Genomic DNA, 17,250 nt, shown 5'->3' on the forward strand with positions numbered 1-17,250 from the left:
CACTGCCATGACCACGATGGGCCGTGCCGAGATCGGCACGATCGACGACCTGCACGCCTCGGCGACCAAGGTGATCGGTCTCGAGGATTTCGGCGCCGACGACTACCGGGCGGGGCTGGAGGTGCTGCTGGAGTCGTATGCCGCCGACGCCGAGCTGACCCCGTGGGGGAACAAGATCAACCGGGCGCTGCTGCGCGGCGGGCTGATCGCCAGGGCGCTGAGCGAGAGCGCTTGGCAGAAGTACCCCGAGCACGCGCGGGTGCCGATCGAGCGCCCGATCTTCGTCACCGGGCTGCCGCGCTCCGGCACCACGGCGGTGCACCGGCTGCTCACCGCCGACCCCATGCACCAGGGGCTGGAGATGTGGCTCACCGAGATGCCGCAGCCGCGCCCGCCGCGCGAGACCTGGGCGGCCAACCCGGTGTACCAGGGCATCGCGGCCGGGTACGAGAAACATCACGTGGAGCATCCCGAATTCATGGGCGTGCACCACATCTCGGCCGACCAGGTCGAGGAGTGCTGGCAGCTGCTGCGGCAGTCCGCCATGTCGATCTCCTACGAGTGCCTCGCCTACCTGCCCACCTACTCCGACTGGCTGCGCGGTCAGGACTGGACCCCGGCCTATCGGCGGCACAAGAAGAACTTGCAGCTCATCGGGTTACCCAATGCCGAGCAGCGCTGGGTGCTCAAGAACCCCAGCCACCTCTTCGCCCTCGACGCCCTCTTCGCCGTCTACCCGGACGCGCTGGTGGTGCAGCTGCACCGCGAGCCGAGCACCATCATCGCCTCGGTGTGCAGCTTGAACGAGAAGGCCAGCGAGGGGTGGTCGGAGAAGTTCCGCGGCGACGTGGTCGGCAGCACCCAGCTCGAGCTGTGGGCGCGCGGCGCCGACACCTTCCGCGCCGATCGGGCGAAGTACGACCGGGGCCAGTTCATCGATGTCCGCTACGACGACTTCGTCGCCGACCCGATCGCCGCCGTGCGCGGCATCTACCGGCACTTCGGCATCGACCTGACCCCGGCCGCCGAGCAGAAGATGACCGCGCTGCACAACCGGAGCACCTCCGGCGCGGCCCGGCCGCAGCACCGGTACACGCTGGACGACTACGGGCTCACCACCGAGCAGGTCGACGAGCGTTTCGCGGAGTACCGCGCCGCGCACTTCCCCGGATAGCGGTTACTGCTGGCCCGGCTTCAGGACGATGAAGAGGCCGTGTGCCTCGGCGCAGAGGCGGTCGCCGTCGTGCAGCGTGCCGCGGACGTAGACCTTGCGGCCCTCCTGCCGCTCGGTCCACGCGTGCAGCTTCAGTTCGCGGTCGAGCGGGGTGATGGCGCGGTAGTCGACGGTGAGCGAGGCGGTGCGGGTGATCGCGCCGGAGGTGAGCGCGGCGGCCATGCCGAGCAGGTCGTCGAAGCCGAGCGCGATGTGGCCGCCGTGCGCGGCCGCGTTGCCGCCGAGGTGGAAGGCGCGGAAGACGATGCGGCCGTGCACGCCGGTCGCGTCGGCAGCGTCGATCTGGTAGGGCGGCAGCGTCAGGTTGCCGCGGGAGGGCAGGTCGTTGCGGGTCCAGTTGGGCAGCGACCACTCGTCCACCGCAGCACCGGCCAGTTCGTCGTTCAGCTTGGTCAGCTGGGTGATGATGTGCTGGGAGAGTTCGTCGCCGGGGTCGGCCATGCGGGCCCGGTCCATGAGCAGCCGGACCTGTTCGATGAAGTCGCCGTAGAGTTCGCCGCCGCGCTTGGCCGCGTCCGCCGCCGCGTTCGCCTCGATCAGCTCGACCATCGGCCGGAAGCCGCCTTCGTGGTGGTCGGCGCTCGGCAGCGCCGGGTCGAGCCGCTGTTCGTTCATCCCCTCACGGTATCGGTAACCGGATGGTCGCTTCGCGGGCGGGAACGGTGGAGGTGAGCAGCGGCACACTCCGCTCAGCTGCCGGTACGGCCGTCGACGCACTGGCGGAGCAGGTCGGCGTGGCCGTTGTGCCGGGCGTACTCCTCGATCAGGTGCAGGTAGATCCAGCGCAGCGAGTACGCCGTTCCGGTGATCGGGTGGCGGCCCTCGTGGTCGAGGGCGAGCTGTCCGACCGCCGCGTCGGCCGCCGTCGTCTCCCGGTGGTAGGTCGCGAAATCGGTGGCGGCGTCCGCCGGGCGGGCGTCGTCGAAATCGCCGTCCGGGTTGTCCGTGGCGCAGTAGAGGTAGCCGAGATCCGCGGCCGCGGCAGTTGCGCGGAGCCAGCCGCGCTCGACCTCGGACAGGTGCCGGACCAGCCCGAGCAGGGACAGGGTTGAGGGTGGGATCGCCCGGCGGGCGAGTTGCTCGCCGTCGAGTCCGGCGCAGCGGTCGAGCAGGGTGGCGCGCTGGTGCGCGAGCCGCGCGCGCAGCTGCGCCGCCTCGGTGCCGGTCGGCGGGACGGGGTCGCGCTCGACGGCCGGTGCTGTCCATGTCACGCCGGTGACGGTAGTGCGGGCGCGATCGCTCCGCGAACGATGTCACGCCGCGGCGCCGCGCACCCGGCGCCGGACCCGCACGCTGCGCGCGGGTACCGCACCTCGCACGACCGAGCGCGGACTGTGCGCTCCGCCCGACGCCTCGCGAGCGGAGCTCGCCGCGGCTACCGGGCCTCGTACCGGGCAGCCTGCTCCCCGGCGAGCCGCCCGGCGGGGAGCTTGCGCCCGCAGAGCACGAGCAACAGGTCCTGGGCGGCGCCGGTGACGACGGACTCCGGGGCATCGCCCGCCAGGCTCCAGTCCAGGTCGTCGGCGCGGAGCTCGACCCCGGACAGGTCGGTGCCGAAGTACCGCACCTGCTCCACCTCGGTGTCGGCGAGCACGACCGCGACCCGGTCGACCGGGACCCGGCGCGGCAGGCCGAGCGCGACCGTGATGTCCATGCCGTGGATCACCTCGTGCGCCAGCGTGGCCTCGTATCCGCTGCCCGGCGGCTTCCAGGGGTGGTCTGCGTTGTCGCGCAGGCTCGCCACCAGCTCCTCCGGCGTCAGCGCGGCGGCATCGGCGCGCGCCCGGCGATCGGACATCCGGTTGAAGTTCCCGCGCGCCTTCACCATGTCCAGCGCGAAGCGCGGCAGCGAGAGGCGGTAGGCCATCGTCATGTGCGCCAGTACCTCGCGCGGCCGCCAGCCGGCGCACAGCGTCGGCGCCTCCCACGCCGCGGCGTCGAGCCCGGCGAAGACCTCGGCGAGCTCGGTGCGCTCGGCCGCGATGGCGGCGCGCACCTCGGTGTCGGACATACGTCTCCCTTCAGGGTCGCTCTGCAGAGTGGAGACGGTGCCCGGCCGCCGGAGTCATCGGTATCTGCGACACTCGGGTTCGTGTCCGAGAACCGCGCACCGCTGCTGGAGATCCGCCGCGGCGCCGACCACATCCTGGCCCGGCGGCTGCCTGACGGGATGTACGAGCTCGAGCACGGCGCCGGCGGCGACCGCTACCAGCTCTTCACCGCGGACGCCGTGCTGGTCCGCGACGTCCTGGTGTCCTGGCTGGACGGGGAGGCGTGGTGGCACCGCACCGTCGCCTGGTCGCGGATCGACCCGGCCGTCGCCGAGATGCGCGCGCTCCGCGACGAACTCACCGGCATGCTGGACGGCCTCGGCGGCTTCGAGTCCGCGCTCGACGTCATGGACGACGCGCTGGCCCGGTTCGACGCCGAGGTCGCCCGGCTCGACCGGGACGACTGATCAGCGGGATGCCACGAGGGCGAGCCCGAGCACCCCGCCCAGCCACGGCGCGTACCGCTCCGGGTGTTCCCGCAGGTCGCGCTCGAGCTGCCCCGGCTCGACCCAGGCGTAGTCGGCGACCTCCGCCGGGTCCGGGTGCGGTTCGTCGCCCGCGTGCGGGCCGACGACCACGTGGTCGTACTCGAACTCGACCCGCCCGGTGCGCGGGTCGGCGGCCCGGTAGGTGAAGGCACCGGCCTCGCCGAGCGCGGCGGCGAGGCCGAGCTCCTCGCGGAGCCGGATGGCAGCGGCCTCGGTCACCGGCTGCCCCGGCGCCGGGTGCCCGCAGCAGGTGTTGGCCCAGCGCAGCGGGAACCGGGTCTTCACCGCTGCCCGCTGCTGGAGCAGCACCCGCCCGGAGGCGTCGAAGAGCAGCACCGAGAAGGCGCGGTGCAGCATGCCGGGGGAGCGGTGCGCCCGCGCCACCGAGCAGGTGCCGACCGCCGCCCCGGCCGCGTCGACCAGCTCGATCGGCAGCGCCTCCCGGCCGGTCGGCGCGTCGTCGTTCACCATGTCCGGTCCGCGGCGAGCGCGGCGAGTGCGTCCAGATCCGCACCGGCCGCCGGATCGCTGCTCAGCTTCGCGATCATCGTCCGCGCCCGCTCGCACAGCTCGGCGGCCTGGCTCCGGCTCCAGTCCCGCCCGCCCGCGGCCTCGACGAGCTCCGCCGCCGTGCGCAGCTCGGCGTCGTCGAGCGGCTCGTCCCGGTGGTAGAGCGTGGCGAGCGCGGTTGCCTCGGCCGTCCCGGCGGCGAGCGCGAAGACCACCGGCAGCGATTTCTTCCGGCTGCGCAGATCGGAGTAGACCGATTTGCCGGTGCTGTGCGCGTCGCCCCAGATCCCGAGCAGGTCGTCGACGTGCTGGAAGGCCCGGCCGACGAGCCTGCCGATCTCGCGCAGCCGCAGCCGCTCACCCGGTCCGGCGGCACCGAAGAGCCCGCCGAGCTCGGCCGCGCAGCCGAAGAGCGCGCCGGTCTTCCGATCGGTCATCGCCAGGCACTCGGCGACGGTGACGTCGCGGCGGCCCTCGAAACTCAGGTCGGCGCACTGCCCTTCGACGAGCTCGAGCACCGCGTGGTTCAGCAGCTCGGCCGCGGCGGCGGCCCTGGCGTCCGCGGTCCCGGCGAGCAGCGCGAAGGCCTGGCCGGCGAGCGCGTCGCCTGCCAGGATCGCGGGCCCGATGCCGAAGACGGTCCACGCGGTGGGCCGGTGCCTGCGGGTGGTGTCGCGGTCCATGACGTCGTCGTGCAGCAGCGAGAAGTTGTGCACGAGTTCCACTGCGGCGGCGGCGGGCAGCGCGTTCGCGATCTCGCCGCCGGTCACGGTGGTGGCCGCCAGCACGAAGGCGGGCCGCAGCGCCTTGCCGCCGGTGTGTTGCTCGGGCCGCCCGTCCCGGTCCCACCACCCGAAGTGGTAGCCGGCGATGTGGCGGATCGTGGGCGGCATGGCGTCGACGGCGGCGTGCAGGGTGGCCGCACACGCCGCACGGCCGTTGGCGAGTACGTCGGTGTGGTGATCCTTGGCGATTTCCCGGGTCATGAGCGGTGTCCTGATCGGTTCGCAGGGATGGAATGTCAGAGACTCAGTTGCACATCGGTGAGCGCGCCGAGCGCGTCCGGCACCAGCACCGCCGCGGCATGGTTGGCGCTGATCAGGTACGAGGCGACGGCGTGGTCGTCGATGCCGCCGAAGCGCACCGAGATGCCCGGCCGGTACTCGTCCGGGAGCCCGGTCTGCCTGAGCCCGATCACCCCGTCGTCGCGCTCGCCGATCCGCATGGCGAGCACGGTGCTCGTGCGCGCCGCCGTGATCGGGATCTTGTCCGAGGGCAGGAACGGGATGTCGCGCCAGGCCTGCACCCGCCTGCCCTCTACCTCGACCGGGTGCGGGTAGATGCCGCGCGCGGTGCACTCCCGGCCGAACTGGGCGATGACCAGGGGGTGCGCGAGGAAGAAGGCGGTCTTGCGGCGGCGGGCGAGCAGCCGGTCGAGATCGGCCGGGGTCGGCGGGCCGGTGGCCGGGACCACCCGCTGGGACGGGTCCACATTGTGCAGCAGCCCGTAGTCGGGGTGGGTCAGCAGATCGCGCTCCTGCCGCTCCCGCAGCGCTTCCAGCGAGAGCCGCAGCTGCTGCTCCAGCTGGTCCATCGGCTCGTTGTAGAGGTCGGTGACGCGGGTGTGCACCCGGAGCCGCAGCTGCGCCACGCTGAGCGCGTACTCCCGCGGCCGCGGTTCGTAGTCGACGTAGGTGCCGGGGATGGCGGGCTCGCCGTCGTGGCCCGCGCTGAGATCGATGGCCGCCTGGCCGAACCTGTCGGTACCGGCCGCCTCCCGGAAGCCGGCCAGATGGCCTGCCAGGCCGGGGATTTCGGTGCGGAGCGGATCGAACCGGGCGCGCGGGAGCGAGAGCACGGTGCACGCCGTCTCGGCGGTGGCGGTGAACTCCCAGATCGGCCGCGCCCCGGCCAGCAGCTCGGCGCCGATGTGGGCGCCCGCGTCGATCACCTCCAGCCGGACCCGCGCGCCGTAGGCGTCCGGGACGTCGACGGTGACCCGGCCGTGCGCGATCACGTGCACCGCGTCGAGCTCGTTGCCGAACTCGCAGAGCGTCTCGCCCGGCTGGTACTCGCGCTGCCGGAACGCCGTCGCGAGCTGCCGGAGCGCGTCGTCGTCGAGCCCGCGCAGCGCCCTGACCTCCTGCAGCTCCGCGGGCACCAGGCGGTACTCACCGGCGGCGGCGGTGCAGGTGATCCGGCCGTCGCCGACGGTGTAGGTGAGCCGCCGGTTCACCCGGTAGGTGCCGCTGTCCACCTCCACCCAGGGCAGCATGCGCAGCAGCCAGCGCGGCGTGCTGCCCTGCATCTGCGGCACCGACTTGGTCGTTGTCGCCAGCGCCCTCGCCGCGGCCGGGTGCAGCGCGGTCGGCGCCGCGCGGGTGGTGTCGGGAGTGGTCACGAAGCGGTCCTTCCCTCGATGGTCCGATACCCGGAGCGCGGGCGGGCGGCGATCCGCGCCGCCGAGGTGCCGAGCCCGCGCGGTGCCCCGGCCGGCGCCGCCGGGGCGCCGCCCGCCGGTGCGTGCCCGACCGGGTGGCGCAGGTTCTCCGGCCGGTACCGGCTGGTGCCGCGGTGCCAGTGCAGGATGCCCGCGATCCAGTCGCGCAGCTCGCCGATGTAGCCGGTGACCGCGGCGCGGGCCGCGCTGTCGAGCCGGTGGTGCTCGAACAGCACCGGCAGCTCCTCGGCGACGAGCCGCTGGAACTGGCGCATCCTGGCCCGCATCAGATCGTCGACCACGGCGGCGGCCCGCTCCCGCCCGCAGCCGAAGAAGGTCTCGACCACCAGCACGGCATTGTGCAGCTCGCCCTCGTACTCGATCTCCTTCTGGTAGGAGAACAGGTCGTTGATGAGGCAGCCGTAGTCCTGCGCGGCGTGCTCGATGCCCCGCATGGTGGTGGACTCGAACACCGCGTCCGGCACGGTGCCGCCGCGCGCGAGCTTGGAGAGCGCGATGGTGAGATCCGAGCCGAAGGTGCGGCGCCGCATCTCCAGGTAGTCGACCGGGTCGGGCACCCGGTGCTGGATGTGGTTGGCCAGCTCCCACAGCCAGCTCTCGACCATCGAGTGCACGGCCGCGCGGAAGGTCGCTCGGGCCGCAGCGGGCATCGGCCCCGCGGTGCGCGGCCACAGCTCGGCCAGGCCGCGCTCCAGCGGGGTGCCCGGCTCGGGCATGGCATCGAGCGCGAGCGGCGTGAACTCCGCCAGCCGGGCGGCGCAGGCCTTGGCCGCCGCCAACGATCCCACCGAGCCCGAGGCCGGGAAGGCGACCGGGAAGTAGTCGTCACCCCAGGTACCCCAGGTGAGCCACTCCGCCGACAGCGTCAGCGCGTCGGGCCCGGCGTCCGGGTCGAGCCCCGCCGAGCAGAGCGCGAAATCGAAGCCGACGGTGTCGGCCCGCGTCCAGAGCCGCCTGCCGCCGAACTCGGGCAGCGGATCGTGGAACCCGACCCGCTCGGCCCACTCCACGCTCTCCGCCCGCGCGGTACCGAGGTGCGGGCTCAGCCCGAGATCGAAGGGAACGTCGAACTCGGGCAGCGGCAGCGGGCCGGTACTCCGGAACGGAACCGGGGTGTGGCTGCGCGCGCCGCCGGGGCCCGCCAGCCCGCGCCAGAACCCGGGCCGGGACAGCTCGGTGCCGATTCCGCTCGGCCCCAGCGGCACAGCGCGCGCACCGGCGTTCATGTAGCGGTTGGAGCGCAGGTGCCACTCGTGCCCGCCGGACTGCCAGTCCTGCAACCCCTGCGCGTACGACAGCGCCGCCGCGCGCTGCGCCGCGTCCAGCGCGTGCTCCTCGAAGAGCACCGGCAGCTCGGTCAGCACCGTGTTCTCGAACTGGTGCATCCGGGAGGTCAGCTGGTCGTTGACGATATCGGCGGCCTGCTGCGGCGAACAGCCGAAGAACCGCTCCAGCACCAGGACCCCGTTGTTCACCTCGCCCTCCTGCTCGGTCTCGCGCTGGTAGGAGAAGATGTCGTTGCGCAGGTGCACCGCGTCGGCGAAGGTGTCCTTCAGCACCCGCAGCGCCCTGGTGCCGACCAGCGCGGGCGGGATCTCGGTGCCGCGCGCGTACTCCACCAGATCCGCCGACCACGGCGCGCCGCCGACCTTGCGCCGCATCTCGATGTAGTCGATCGGGTTCGGCACCCGCGCGGTGTTGATGTTGCGCAGCTCCCACACGCAGTCGAGCAGCAGATTCCTGGTGCTCTGCGCGAACCGCTCGCGCCAGCCGATCGACATCGCGGGCACCGTGCGCGCCCACAGATCGCCCAGCCCCCGCTCGTCGGGGTTGGTCGGCTCCGGCGCGGCGGCGCCGTCGGCGGGCATGAAGCCGGCCAGCCGGTCCAGGTAGGCCCGTGCGCCCTCCAGATCGCCGGTGCGCTTGAACCGCTCGAGGAAGTGGTCGTCGAAGTAGAAGACCCAGGTGTACCAATCGGTGACGGTGTCCAGGGTCGCCGCGTCGGCCTCCGGGTGGGTGTACGCGCACAGCCCCGCGTAGTCCATGCCGTCGAAGCTCGCCTCGTCCCACACCACCGCGCCGCCCACCGAATCACCGAGCATGCCCATCTCGTAGGCCCAGTGCTTGGTGTGCGTGCGCGCGGTCTCCACGTGCGGGTTCAGCCGTGCCGGATGGGCGGTGTAGAAATCCGGCAGTGCGAAGGGCTGCACCGGCTCAGCTTTCGGCGCCGAGCTGCACGTCGTCGAGGATGCCGAGCGCGTCCGGCACCAGGATCGCCGCCGAGTAGTAGGTGCTGACCAGGTAGGAGATGATGGCCCGGTCGTCGACGCCCATGAAGCGCACGTTCAGCCCCGGCTCGTACTCGTCCGGGATCCCGGTCTGCCGCAGCCCGATCACGCCCTGCGCCGCTTCGCCGGTGCGCAGCAGCATGATCGAGGTGGTGCGGGTCGCCGAGACCCCGAGCTTGTTGCACGGCAGCAGCGGGACCCCGCGCCAGGACGGCACCTTGTGCCCGTTCAGCTCGGTGGTCGCCGGGTAGATGCCGCGCTTGCTGCACTCGGCACCGAACGCCGCGATGGCCTTCGGGTGGGCGAGCAGGAAGCTCGGCTCCTTCCAGACCAGGGCCAGCAGCTCGTCCAGGTCGTCCGGGGTCGGCGGGCCGGAGCGGGTGCTGATCCGCTGCTGCGGGGCGGCATTGTGCAGCAGCCCGAACTCGCGGTTGTTGACGGTCTCGTCCTCCTGGCGCTCGCGCAGCGCCTCGACGGTCAGCCGCAGCTGCTGCTCGATCTGGTCCATCGGCTTGTTGTAGAGGTCGGCGACCCGGCTGTGCACCCGCAGCACGGTCTGCGCGACGCTCAATTCGTACTCGCGCGGGGACAATTCGTAGTCGACGAAGGTACCGGGCAGCCGGGGCTCGCCCTGGTGCGCCGAGATCAGGTCGATCGAGGCCTCGCCGTGCGGATTGGCGAAGCCGTTGCGGCTGGTCTCCGCCAGCCGCGCGTCGCGCACGTGCTCGCGCAGCGCCTCGATGCGGTCGCCCGCCTCGGCCAGCGCGCGCTCGGTGAGCGTGAGCACGGTGCACGGGGTGACGGCCCTGACCGTGAAGTCGGTGGGCGTGGTGTCCGCGGCGAGCAGCTGCTCGCCGAAGAAGCGGCCGCTGGTGAGCACCTCCAGGCTGGTCTCCTCGCCGTACCGGCCGGTGCCGCGCTTGTCGGCCTTGCCGTGCGCGAGCACCACCAGCTCGGCCGCCGGGCGCCCGGCCTCGGCGATGACTTCGCCTGCCTCGTACCGGCGTTCGACGAACCGGTCGGCGAGCGCCTGCAGCGCCGCCTCATCGCCGAAATCGCGCAGGTAGCGCAGCTCGCGCAGCTCGGGCGCGAGCACCTTCGTCGCGCCCGCGGTGGTGAAGACGGTGATCAGCCCGTCGCCCAGGGTGTAGGTGAGCCGCCGGTTGACCCGGTACACGCCGCCGTCGGCCTGCACCCACGGCAGCAACCGCAGCAGCCACCGGGAGGTGATGCCCTGCATTTGCGGAGTGGACTTGGTGGTGGTCGCGAGATTCCGCGCGGCGTCGGTACTGAGGCTCAGCTGCGGAGCCTCATCGATTCCGGACACAGGTTCAGCCAGTTCAGTCATGAGCTCTTCTCGTTTCGCGGTGTGCGTGCGTCAGCAGATGGCGTCCGAGCGAAAACGGAGGGCTAGAGCAGCAATCCCCCGGTTATTGAATGGTGCGCTCGCAATGGTAGCTGAGATCGGCCGGGCGCCGCCAGTGCCGAAAATTGTTGATGGGGAACAGCTTTCCGCTGATTTCCAGACCGATGATCTTGTCGGTACCGGCGCGGGGAAGCCGCGGCGCGGCTCAGCGGCGCGGAAACAGTCCGGGGGACGACCGATCCCGCGCGACACGGGCGACGGGACGGCGCGAACCGCTGTGTCGCACGATATCCCGCTGTTTCGCGCTCAGTGCGCGCTGCCGAGCGCGGCGCTGATCCGCTGTGCGGCAGCGATTGTCGCCGCCACGTAGGCGTCCCGCTCGGCCCTGGTGACGGCCGAGCGCAGCGGCCCCAGCTGCACCTCGTGCGTGGCGGTGTCCCCGGCGAAGACCGGCGCGGCCAGGTAGCTGACCGGGAGCGGGTCGGCCGAGTCCAGATCGGCGGCGGTGTAGGGCCTTCCGGTGAGCTCGCTCAGCCCGCGCAGGGTGCGGGTGCGCAACCGCGGCTCCAGCATCTCCGGCCCGAGCGCGGTGAGCAGGTCGGCGAGCAGCTCGACGGTGTTCGCGTCCTCGGCGCGCGGCCCGAACACCGCGACCCCGCGCGCCCGCACCAGCTCCGGCAGGGCGGCCGCGCGCTCGGCGTCCGGCGCGGTGGCCAGCCAGCGCCGCAGCTCGGCCTTCGGCCGCCAGGGCAGCACCGCCGCGCCGACCGGGAAGCGGATCGGAATGCGGTGCCCGAGCGGGACGCCCGCGATGTCCCGGTCCGGCCCGTGCCGCACCGCGAGCACGGTGATGCCGTCGCTGTCCACCCGGGAGAGCGTCGCGCCCGCGCCGGTGCGCGCCACCAGCGCCGCCAGCGCCTCGGCGACGCCGGTGTCGGGGGCGGCGCCGAGCAGCGCGGCTGGGGCGGGGCCGAGCCGGTAGCGCCGCTCGGCGTCGCGCTGCGCCCAGCCCGCCGCGTCCAGCTCGGCCAGGATGGCGGTGACCGTGGCGCGGGCCAGCCCGAGCCGGTCCGCCACCGCCGCCACCGGCAGCGCCTCGGCCGCGTCGGCGAGCAGCGTGAGCACGTCCAGCACCCGCCGGGTCGGGGGTGAGGGCGAGCGATCCACGGCGACCTCCAGACCGGATTCCGCGCGAAACCTTGTGATCCGCGCGCACTGGTTCGTACCATGACGAATATTAGTCGCTAGATCGTCGAATATTCGACGGTATGGGAGGATCATGATTCTCGACAGATTCCGGCTCGACGGCAAGGTCGCCGTCGTCACCGGTGCGGGCCGCGGGCTGGGCGCCGCCATCGCGATCGCCTTCGCCGAGGCGGGCGCGGACGTGCTCATCTCGGCGCGCACCTCCGACCAGCTGCACGAGGTGGCCGAGCGGGTCAGCGCGCGGGGCAGGCAGGCGCACGTCGTCCCGGCCGACCTGCGCGACCTGGACGCGGTCGCCGGTCTGGCGGACGCCGCCGTGGCCCGCTTCGACCGGCTCGACATCGTGGTCAACAATGTCGGCGGCGCCCCGCCCACCCCGCTGCTCGACCTCACGCCGAAGGCGCTGACCGCGGCCTTCGAGTTCAATGTCGGCACCGCGCACGCGCTCACCCGCGCGGCCGTCCCGCACATCCTGGAGAGCGCGGGCGAGGGCGCGATCATCAACATCACCTCCACCATGGGCAGGCTGCCCGGCCGCGCCTTCGCCGCCTACGGCACCGCCAAGGCCGCGCTCGCGCACTACACCCGGCTGGCCGCGCTCGACCTGAACCCGCGCATCCGGGTGAACGCCATCGCCCCCGGCGCCATCCACACCTCGGCGCTGGAGTTCGTGGCGAACGACCCGGGCATGCGCGGCGAGATCGAGAAGCACACCCCGCTGCGCCGGCTCGGCACCCCGGAGGACATCGCCGCCGCCGCCGTCTACCTGGCCTCGCCCGCGGGCGCCTACCTCACCGGCAAGGTGCTGGAGGCCGACGGCGGGCTGATCACCCCCAACCTCGCACTCCCGATTGCGGATCTCTGACATGACACTTCGCGTAGCGCTCTTCGGCACCGGCAACGTGGGGCGGCACGCCCTGGCCGGCATCATCGCCAACCCCGGCCTCGACCTCGTCGGCGTGCGGGTCAGCTCCGACGCCAAGGCCGGGGTGGACGCCGCCACCCTGGCCGGGCTGCCCGACCCGTCCGGCGTCGCCGCCACCACCGACACCGCCGCGCTGCTCGCGGCGGAGCCGGACTGCGTCGTCTACTGCGCCATGACCGACAACCGCCTGTTCGAGGCGGTGCAGGAGCTGGCGGCGATCCTGCGCGCCGGGGTCGACGTCGTGGCCTGCGCGCCGGTCTTCTTCCAGTACCCGTACGGCGTCCTGCCGGACGACCTGCTCCGCCCGATCGAGGAGGCCGCCGCGGCGGGCGGGGCCACCCTGTGGGTCAACGGCATCGACCCCGGCTTCGCCAACGACCTGCTGCCGCTGGCGCTCACCGGCACCTGCCTCTCCGTCGAGCAGGTGCGCTGCCTGGAGATCGTCGACTACGCCAGCTACGACAACCGCGCGGTCATGGTCGACATCATGGGGTTCGGCAGGCCGCTGGACGAGACGCCGATGCTGCTGCAGCCCGGTGTCCTTTCGCTGGCCTGGGGGAGCGTGGTGCGGCAGCTCGCCGCGGGGATCGGGGTCGAGCTGGACGCCGTCACCGAGACCTACGAGCGCGCGCCCGCGCCGGAGCCGTTCGACATCGCGACCGGGCACATCGCGGCAGGCAGCGCGGCGGCGCTGCGGTTCGAGGTGCGCGGCATGGCGGGAGACCGCGTGGTCACGGTGCTGGAGCACGTCACCCGGCTGCGCCGGGACCTGTGTCCGGAGTGGCCGCAGCCAACCCACCCCGAGGGCTGCTACCAGGTGCGGATCACCGGCGAGCCGTCGTACGCGCTGGACCTGGTCGCCTCCAGCCGCAACGGCGACCACAACTACGCCACCCTGGTCGGCACCGCCATGCGGATCGTGAACGCGGTGCCTGCCGTGGTCGCCGCGGGTCCCGGCATCCTGACCGCGCTCGATATCCCGCTCATCACCGCGCCCGCCACGCGCTGACCCTCGCCCGGCACCGCTGTTAACCGGAGCGGTGCCGGGTGTTCACCCGGGGCGCGGTGTCGCACCTGACCCGCCGGGTAATCGGACGAACGGCACGGGGGACCCGTGCCGTGCCGAACCCGCACACCGAGGAGTCTCCGATGAGCGACGAGCACATCGCCCCGCCCCCGCAGCACGACCCCGCCCTCGACCCCGACCTCGCGCTGCGGGCCGCCGCGCGGCGCCTGGAGCAGGAGTACGGCGACGTCGCCGACGAGACCACCATCGAGCGCGCCCTGCACGACTCCTACGAGGAGGTCGCCGAGGGCGCCACCGTCGAGACCTTCCTGCCGCTGCTCGCCGAGCGCAACACCCGCGAGCAGCTGCAGGACGCGGCGGAGAACGAGCGCGCGGAATCCTGATCCGCGCGGGGTAGCTGCCCGGTCGCCGCACCGAACGCTGTGACACGTCACACGGGAGAACCGCTCGGAATGGTGTGTGCACAACGGGAATCCCCCTAAGCTGGGGCCGCCAGTCTTTGGAGGATGTGTGATGACGGTCGACGCGCCACCCCACGCGACCAGGCCGATCGGCCGCTGCCCCGCCACCGCACCGGTGTCGATGATCGAGCGGATGACGCTGATCCTGGAGGCCTTCGACGCCGCCTCGCCCGCGCTCACCCTGGTCGAGCTGTGCGAACGCACCGGGCTGCCGCGTTCGACGGTGCACCGCATCCTGGACCAGATGATCAAGCTGCGCTGGCTGGCGCACGCTCCGGGCGGCTACCGGCTCGGCTCGCGCACCCTGGAGCTGGGCGGCCTCGCCGCCGACCACAACGAGGTGCGCGAGGCGGTCAGCCCGCTGCTGCACGATCTCGCGTACCGCGCCGACATGGTCGGCCACCTCGGTGTCCTCGACGGCCGCGAGGTGCTCTACCTGGACAAGGTCGGCCGCTCCTGCCCGACGCTGCCCACCCGGCTCGGCGGCCGCATGCCCGCGCACAGCACCGCGCTCGGCAAGGCCATGCTGGCCGCCCAGGAGCGCGGCATCGTCGCCGCGGCGCGCGAGCCGCTGCCCCGGCTCACCCCGCGCACCATCTGCGACCGGGTCGAGCTGAATCGCGAACTCTCCCGCATCCGCGGCAGGCAGTGCGTCGCGGTGGACAGCGAGGAGTCCTTCACCGGCGTCACCTGCGTCGCGGTGCCGGTGCGCACCCCCGGCTCGGTGGTCGCCGCGCTCTCGCTCTCCGTCCGGGCAGGCGTCGAACTGCCCGCGCTCGACACCGCCCGGCTCGCCGGGCTGCTGGTCGAGGTGGCCCAGGAGTGCGGGCGCTCACTGCGCCCGCAGCCCCCCGGCAGGCACTGACCTACCGGCTCAGCGCGACAGCTCCGCGGCGATCGCCCGCCCGGCCGACCGGCCGGAGAAGATGCAGCCGCCGAGGAACGTGCCCTCCAGCGCGTTGTACCCGTGCACCCCGCCGCCGCCGAACCCGGCGACCTCGCCCGCGGCCCAGAGCCCCGGCAGCGGCCCGCCGTCCGGGCCGATGACCCGGGAATCCAGATCGGTCTGCAGCCCGCCGAGCGTCTTGCGGGTCAGGATGTTCAGCCGGACCGCGATCAGCGGCCCCGCCTCCGGGTCCAGGATGCGGTGCGGCTTGGCCACCCGCCCCGCCTTGTCACCGAAGAAGTTGCGGGCGTTGTGGATCGCCATGACCTGGGCGTCCTTGGTGAACTTGTTGGTGATCTCGCGGTCCCTGGCGACGATCTGGCGCTCCAGTTCGTCGTGGTCGAGCTTCGGGCCGCGGGCGATGGCGTTCATGCCGTCGACCAGCGCGGGCAGCGTGTCGGCGACCACGAAGTCGACGCCGTGCTTCTTGAACGCCTCCACCGGGCCGGGTGCGCCCTTGGCCACCCGGCTCTTCAGCACCAGCGTGAGGTCCTTGCCGGTGACGTCGGGGTTCTGCTCGGAGCCCGACAGCGCGAACTCCTTCTCGATGATCGACTGGGTGAGCACGAACCACGAGTAGTCGTGACCGCCGGCCAGGATCGCCTTCATCGTGCTGTTGGTGTCGAAGCCGGGGAAGCAGGGGGCGGGGAGCCGCTTGCCGTCGGCGTCGAACCAGAGCGAGGAGGGGCCGGGGATGATCCGGATGGCGTGGTCCGGCCAGATCGGATCCCAGTTGACGATGCCCTCGGTGTAGTGCCACATGCGGTCGCGGTTCACGATCCGCCCGCCCGCGGCCTCGGAGATGCCGAGCATCCGGCCGTCCACGTGCGCGGGAACGCCGGAGATCAGCGTCTCCGGGCACTTCCCGAGCCGCTCGGTGGGCCAGTTGCGCCGGATCAGCTCGTGGTTGTGCCCGATCCCGCCGGAGGTCACCACCACCGCCTTCCCGCTGAACTCGAACTCGCCGGTGACCTCGCGCGAGCTGGCCTGCCCGCGCTCCAGCCCGCTGGGCTCGAGCACGCTGCCGCGCACCCCGGTGACCGCGCCGTCGGCGACCAGCAGCTCGTCCACCCGGTGCCGGAACTCGAAGGTCACCAGCCCGCGCCGCTCGGCCTCGAGCACCGGCTCCAGGAAGACCCGGACCACCTCGGGGCCGGTGCCCCAGGTGAGGTGGAAGCGCGGCACCGAGTTGCCGTGGCCGTCGGCGAGCGCGCCGCCGCGCTCGGCCCAGCCGACCAGCGGGGTCACCCGCAGCCCGAGTTCGCGCAGGTACTCGCGCTTCTCGGTGGCGGCGAAGCGCACGTAGGCCTCGGCCCAGCGCCGCGCCCAGTGGTCCTCGTCCGCCCGGTCGAACCCGGCCGAGCCGTACCAGTCCTGCAGCGCCAGCTCGTAGGAATCCTCGATGCCGAGCCTGCGCTGCTCGGGGGTGTCGACCAGGAACAGCCCGCCGAGCGACCAGAACGCCTGCCCGCCCAGGTTGGCCCGGTTCTCCTGGTCGAGCACGCGCACCCGGTGCCCGGCCCTGGTGAGTTCGTAGGTGGCGACGAGGCCGGCCAGCCCCGCTCCGACGACGATCACCTCGGGGTCGCTACCGATCGATGTCATGGATTTCCTTCCGTGGTGGTCCGGCGGGGTGTGCTGTAGGCGAGCACCACCCGCCGGAAGAGTTCGGTGCGCTCGCGCCGCACCGCGGGATCGTCGGGGGCGAGCACGATCTGCAGGCTGGTGCCGTCGTGCACCGCGACCAGCGCGCGGCCGAGCGCGGCCGGGTCGGGGACGACGCGGCCGGTGCGGGCCAGCGCGGCGACGACGGTCGGCATCAGCGCGGCGACGATGGCCTCCTCGCGCGCGGCGGTGACCCGGCGCAGCGCGGGGTTGCGCAGGGCGTGCGTGGTGAACTCGGCGGTGATCCGGTACCAGGCCTCCTCGACCGGGACGGCCTGCTCGAAGCGGGCGACCATGGCGGTGAGGCCGGGCTCCGCGCCCGCGGCGAGCTCGTCGAGGGCGGCGGCCACCCCGGCGACCATGGCGGCCGAGCGCTGCTCCCACATGGCGAGGAAGAGCTCGTCCAGTGAGGTGAAATTGGAGTAGAAGGCGCCGCGGGTGAACCCGGCGCGCTCGCAGACCCTCTCGACGGTGGCGCGGCCGAACCCGTCCTCGGCGAAGACCTCGTAGGCGGCGGCGAGCAGCCGGGCGCGCGTCTCCTCGCGCCGCCGCGTGACCCGCTTGCCGCCGACCGCAGGCATCATCGCCCCTCACTCTCGATACACGAAGGTATCAGATACGT

At 72.7% G+C, this 17,250-nt stretch carries 17 protein-coding genes; 6 read left to right on the forward strand and 11 right to left on the reverse strand.

What is annotated here, in order from left to right:
• Positions 1-7 precede the first annotated feature (7 nt).
• A complete protein-coding gene (locus tag ACFO0B_RS23175) occupies positions 8-1,174 on the forward strand; it encodes a sulfotransferase family protein (RefSeq protein WP_378614668.1) in 1,167 nt (388 codons plus the stop codon).
• Between the two features lie 3 nt (positions 1,175-1,177).
• On the opposite strand, the gene ACFO0B_RS23180 is transcribed toward ACFO0B_RS23175, so the two are convergent.
• The 3 genes from ACFO0B_RS23180 to ACFO0B_RS23190 all read right to left on the reverse strand — a co-directional run bounded on the left by ACFO0B_RS23180 (position 1,178) and on the right by ACFO0B_RS23190 (position 3,245).
• Entirely contained in the window at positions 1,178-1,849 is a 672-nt protein-coding gene (locus ACFO0B_RS23180) for a PaaI family thioesterase (RefSeq protein WP_378614669.1), read from the reverse strand.
• A 74-nt stretch (positions 1,850-1,923) separates the two neighbouring features.
• Positions 1,924-2,445 carry a DinB family protein gene (locus ACFO0B_RS23185; protein WP_378614670.1) on the reverse strand — a complete coding sequence of 174 codons (522 nt, stop codon included), beginning with the start codon at positions 2,443-2,445 and terminating at the stop codon, positions 1,924-1,926.
• Between the two features lie 164 nt (positions 2,446-2,609).
• A complete protein-coding gene (locus ACFO0B_RS23190) occupies positions 2,610-3,245 on the reverse strand; it encodes a maleylpyruvate isomerase family mycothiol-dependent enzyme (protein WP_378614671.1) in 636 nt (211 codons plus the stop codon).
• Between the two features lie 81 nt (positions 3,246-3,326).
• On the opposite strand from ACFO0B_RS23190, the gene ACFO0B_RS23195 reads away from it, so the two are divergent.
• The gene (locus ACFO0B_RS23195) at positions 3,327-3,692 is read left to right on the forward strand and encodes a hypothetical protein (protein ID WP_378614672.1); all 366 of its coding nucleotides are present in this window, start codon (positions 3,327-3,329) and stop codon (positions 3,690-3,692) included.
• Here the strand turns inward: ACFO0B_RS23195 and idi are convergent, their stop codons facing one another.
• The 6 genes from idi to ACFO0B_RS23225 all read right to left on the reverse strand — a co-directional run bounded on the left by idi (position 3,693) and on the right by ACFO0B_RS23225 (position 11,565).
• Complete coding sequence (gene idi / locus ACFO0B_RS23200) at positions 3,693-4,244, reverse strand: isopentenyl-diphosphate Delta-isomerase (protein WP_378614673.1); 552 nt, start codon at positions 4,242-4,244, stop codon at positions 3,693-3,695. It lies immediately after the preceding gene.
• On the reverse strand, positions 4,238-5,269 hold the full coding sequence (locus tag ACFO0B_RS23205; RefSeq protein ID WP_378614674.1) for a polyprenyl synthetase family protein: 1,032 nt from the start codon (positions 5,267-5,269) through the stop codon (positions 4,238-4,240). Before ACFO0B_RS23205 ends, idi begins: the two co-directional genes overlap by 7 nt.
• 35 nt (positions 5,270-5,304) lie before the next feature.
• Positions 5,305-6,684 (reverse strand): family 2B encapsulin nanocompartment shell protein, encoded by a 1,380-nt coding sequence (locus ACFO0B_RS23210; protein WP_378614675.1) that lies wholly within the window; start codon positions 6,682-6,684, stop codon positions 5,305-5,307.
• On the reverse strand, positions 6,681-8,954 hold the full coding sequence (locus ACFO0B_RS23215) for a terpene synthase family protein (protein WP_378614676.1): 2,274 nt from the start codon (positions 8,952-8,954) through the stop codon (positions 6,681-6,683). Before ACFO0B_RS23215 ends, ACFO0B_RS23210 begins: the two co-directional genes overlap by 4 nt.
• 4 nt (positions 8,955-8,958) lie before the next feature.
• Positions 8,959-10,359, reverse strand: a complete 1,401-nt coding sequence (locus ACFO0B_RS23220; protein ID WP_378614677.1) for a family 2B encapsulin nanocompartment shell protein — start codon at positions 10,357-10,359, stop codon at positions 8,959-8,961.
• 345 nt (positions 10,360-10,704) lie between these two features.
• Positions 10,705-11,565, reverse strand: coding sequence for a helix-turn-helix domain-containing protein (locus ACFO0B_RS23225; RefSeq protein WP_378614678.1), 861 nt, complete (start codon positions 11,563-11,565; stop codon positions 10,705-10,707).
• 112 nt (positions 11,566-11,677) lie between these two features.
• Here ACFO0B_RS23225 and ACFO0B_RS23230 point away from each other — a divergent pair, with 112 nt between their 5' ends.
• From ACFO0B_RS23230 to ACFO0B_RS23245, 4 genes are all read left to right on the forward strand, one after another.
• The gene (locus tag ACFO0B_RS23230) at positions 11,678-12,469 is read left to right on the forward strand and encodes an SDR family oxidoreductase (RefSeq protein WP_378614679.1); all 792 of its coding nucleotides are present in this window, start codon (positions 11,678-11,680) and stop codon (positions 12,467-12,469) included.
• Position 12,470: 1 nt separating this feature from the next.
• A complete protein-coding gene (locus tag ACFO0B_RS23235; protein WP_378614680.1) occupies positions 12,471-13,538 on the forward strand; it encodes an NAD(P)H-dependent amine dehydrogenase family protein in 1,068 nt (355 codons plus the stop codon).
• Between the two features lie 140 nt (positions 13,539-13,678).
• Entirely contained in the window at positions 13,679-13,939 is a 261-nt protein-coding gene (locus ACFO0B_RS23240; protein WP_378614681.1) for a three-helix bundle dimerization domain-containing protein, read from the forward strand.
• A gap of 130 nt (positions 13,940-14,069) precedes the next feature.
• A complete protein-coding gene (locus ACFO0B_RS23245) occupies positions 14,070-14,882 on the forward strand; it encodes an IclR family transcriptional regulator (protein ID WP_378614682.1) in 813 nt (270 codons plus the stop codon).
• Positions 14,883-14,891: 9 nt separating this feature from the next.
• On the opposite strand, the gene ACFO0B_RS23250 is transcribed toward ACFO0B_RS23245, so the two are convergent.
• Both ACFO0B_RS23250 and ACFO0B_RS23255 read right to left on the reverse strand, forming a co-directional pair.
• Positions 14,892-16,568: an FAD-binding dehydrogenase gene (locus ACFO0B_RS23250; RefSeq protein WP_378614683.1), complete on the reverse strand. Its 1,677-nt coding sequence runs from the start codon at positions 16,566-16,568 to the stop codon at positions 14,892-14,894.
• Entirely contained in the window at positions 16,565-17,212 is a 648-nt protein-coding gene (locus ACFO0B_RS23255) for a TetR/AcrR family transcriptional regulator (protein ID WP_378614684.1), read from the reverse strand. Before ACFO0B_RS23255 ends, ACFO0B_RS23250 begins: the two co-directional genes overlap by 4 nt.
• Between the last annotated feature and the right edge of the window lie 38 nt (positions 17,213-17,250).

This window comes from Nocardia jiangsuensis (assembly GCF_042650385.1).
Classification (GTDB): domain Bacteria; phylum Actinomycetota; class Actinomycetes; order Mycobacteriales; family Mycobacteriaceae; genus Nocardia; species Nocardia jiangsuensis.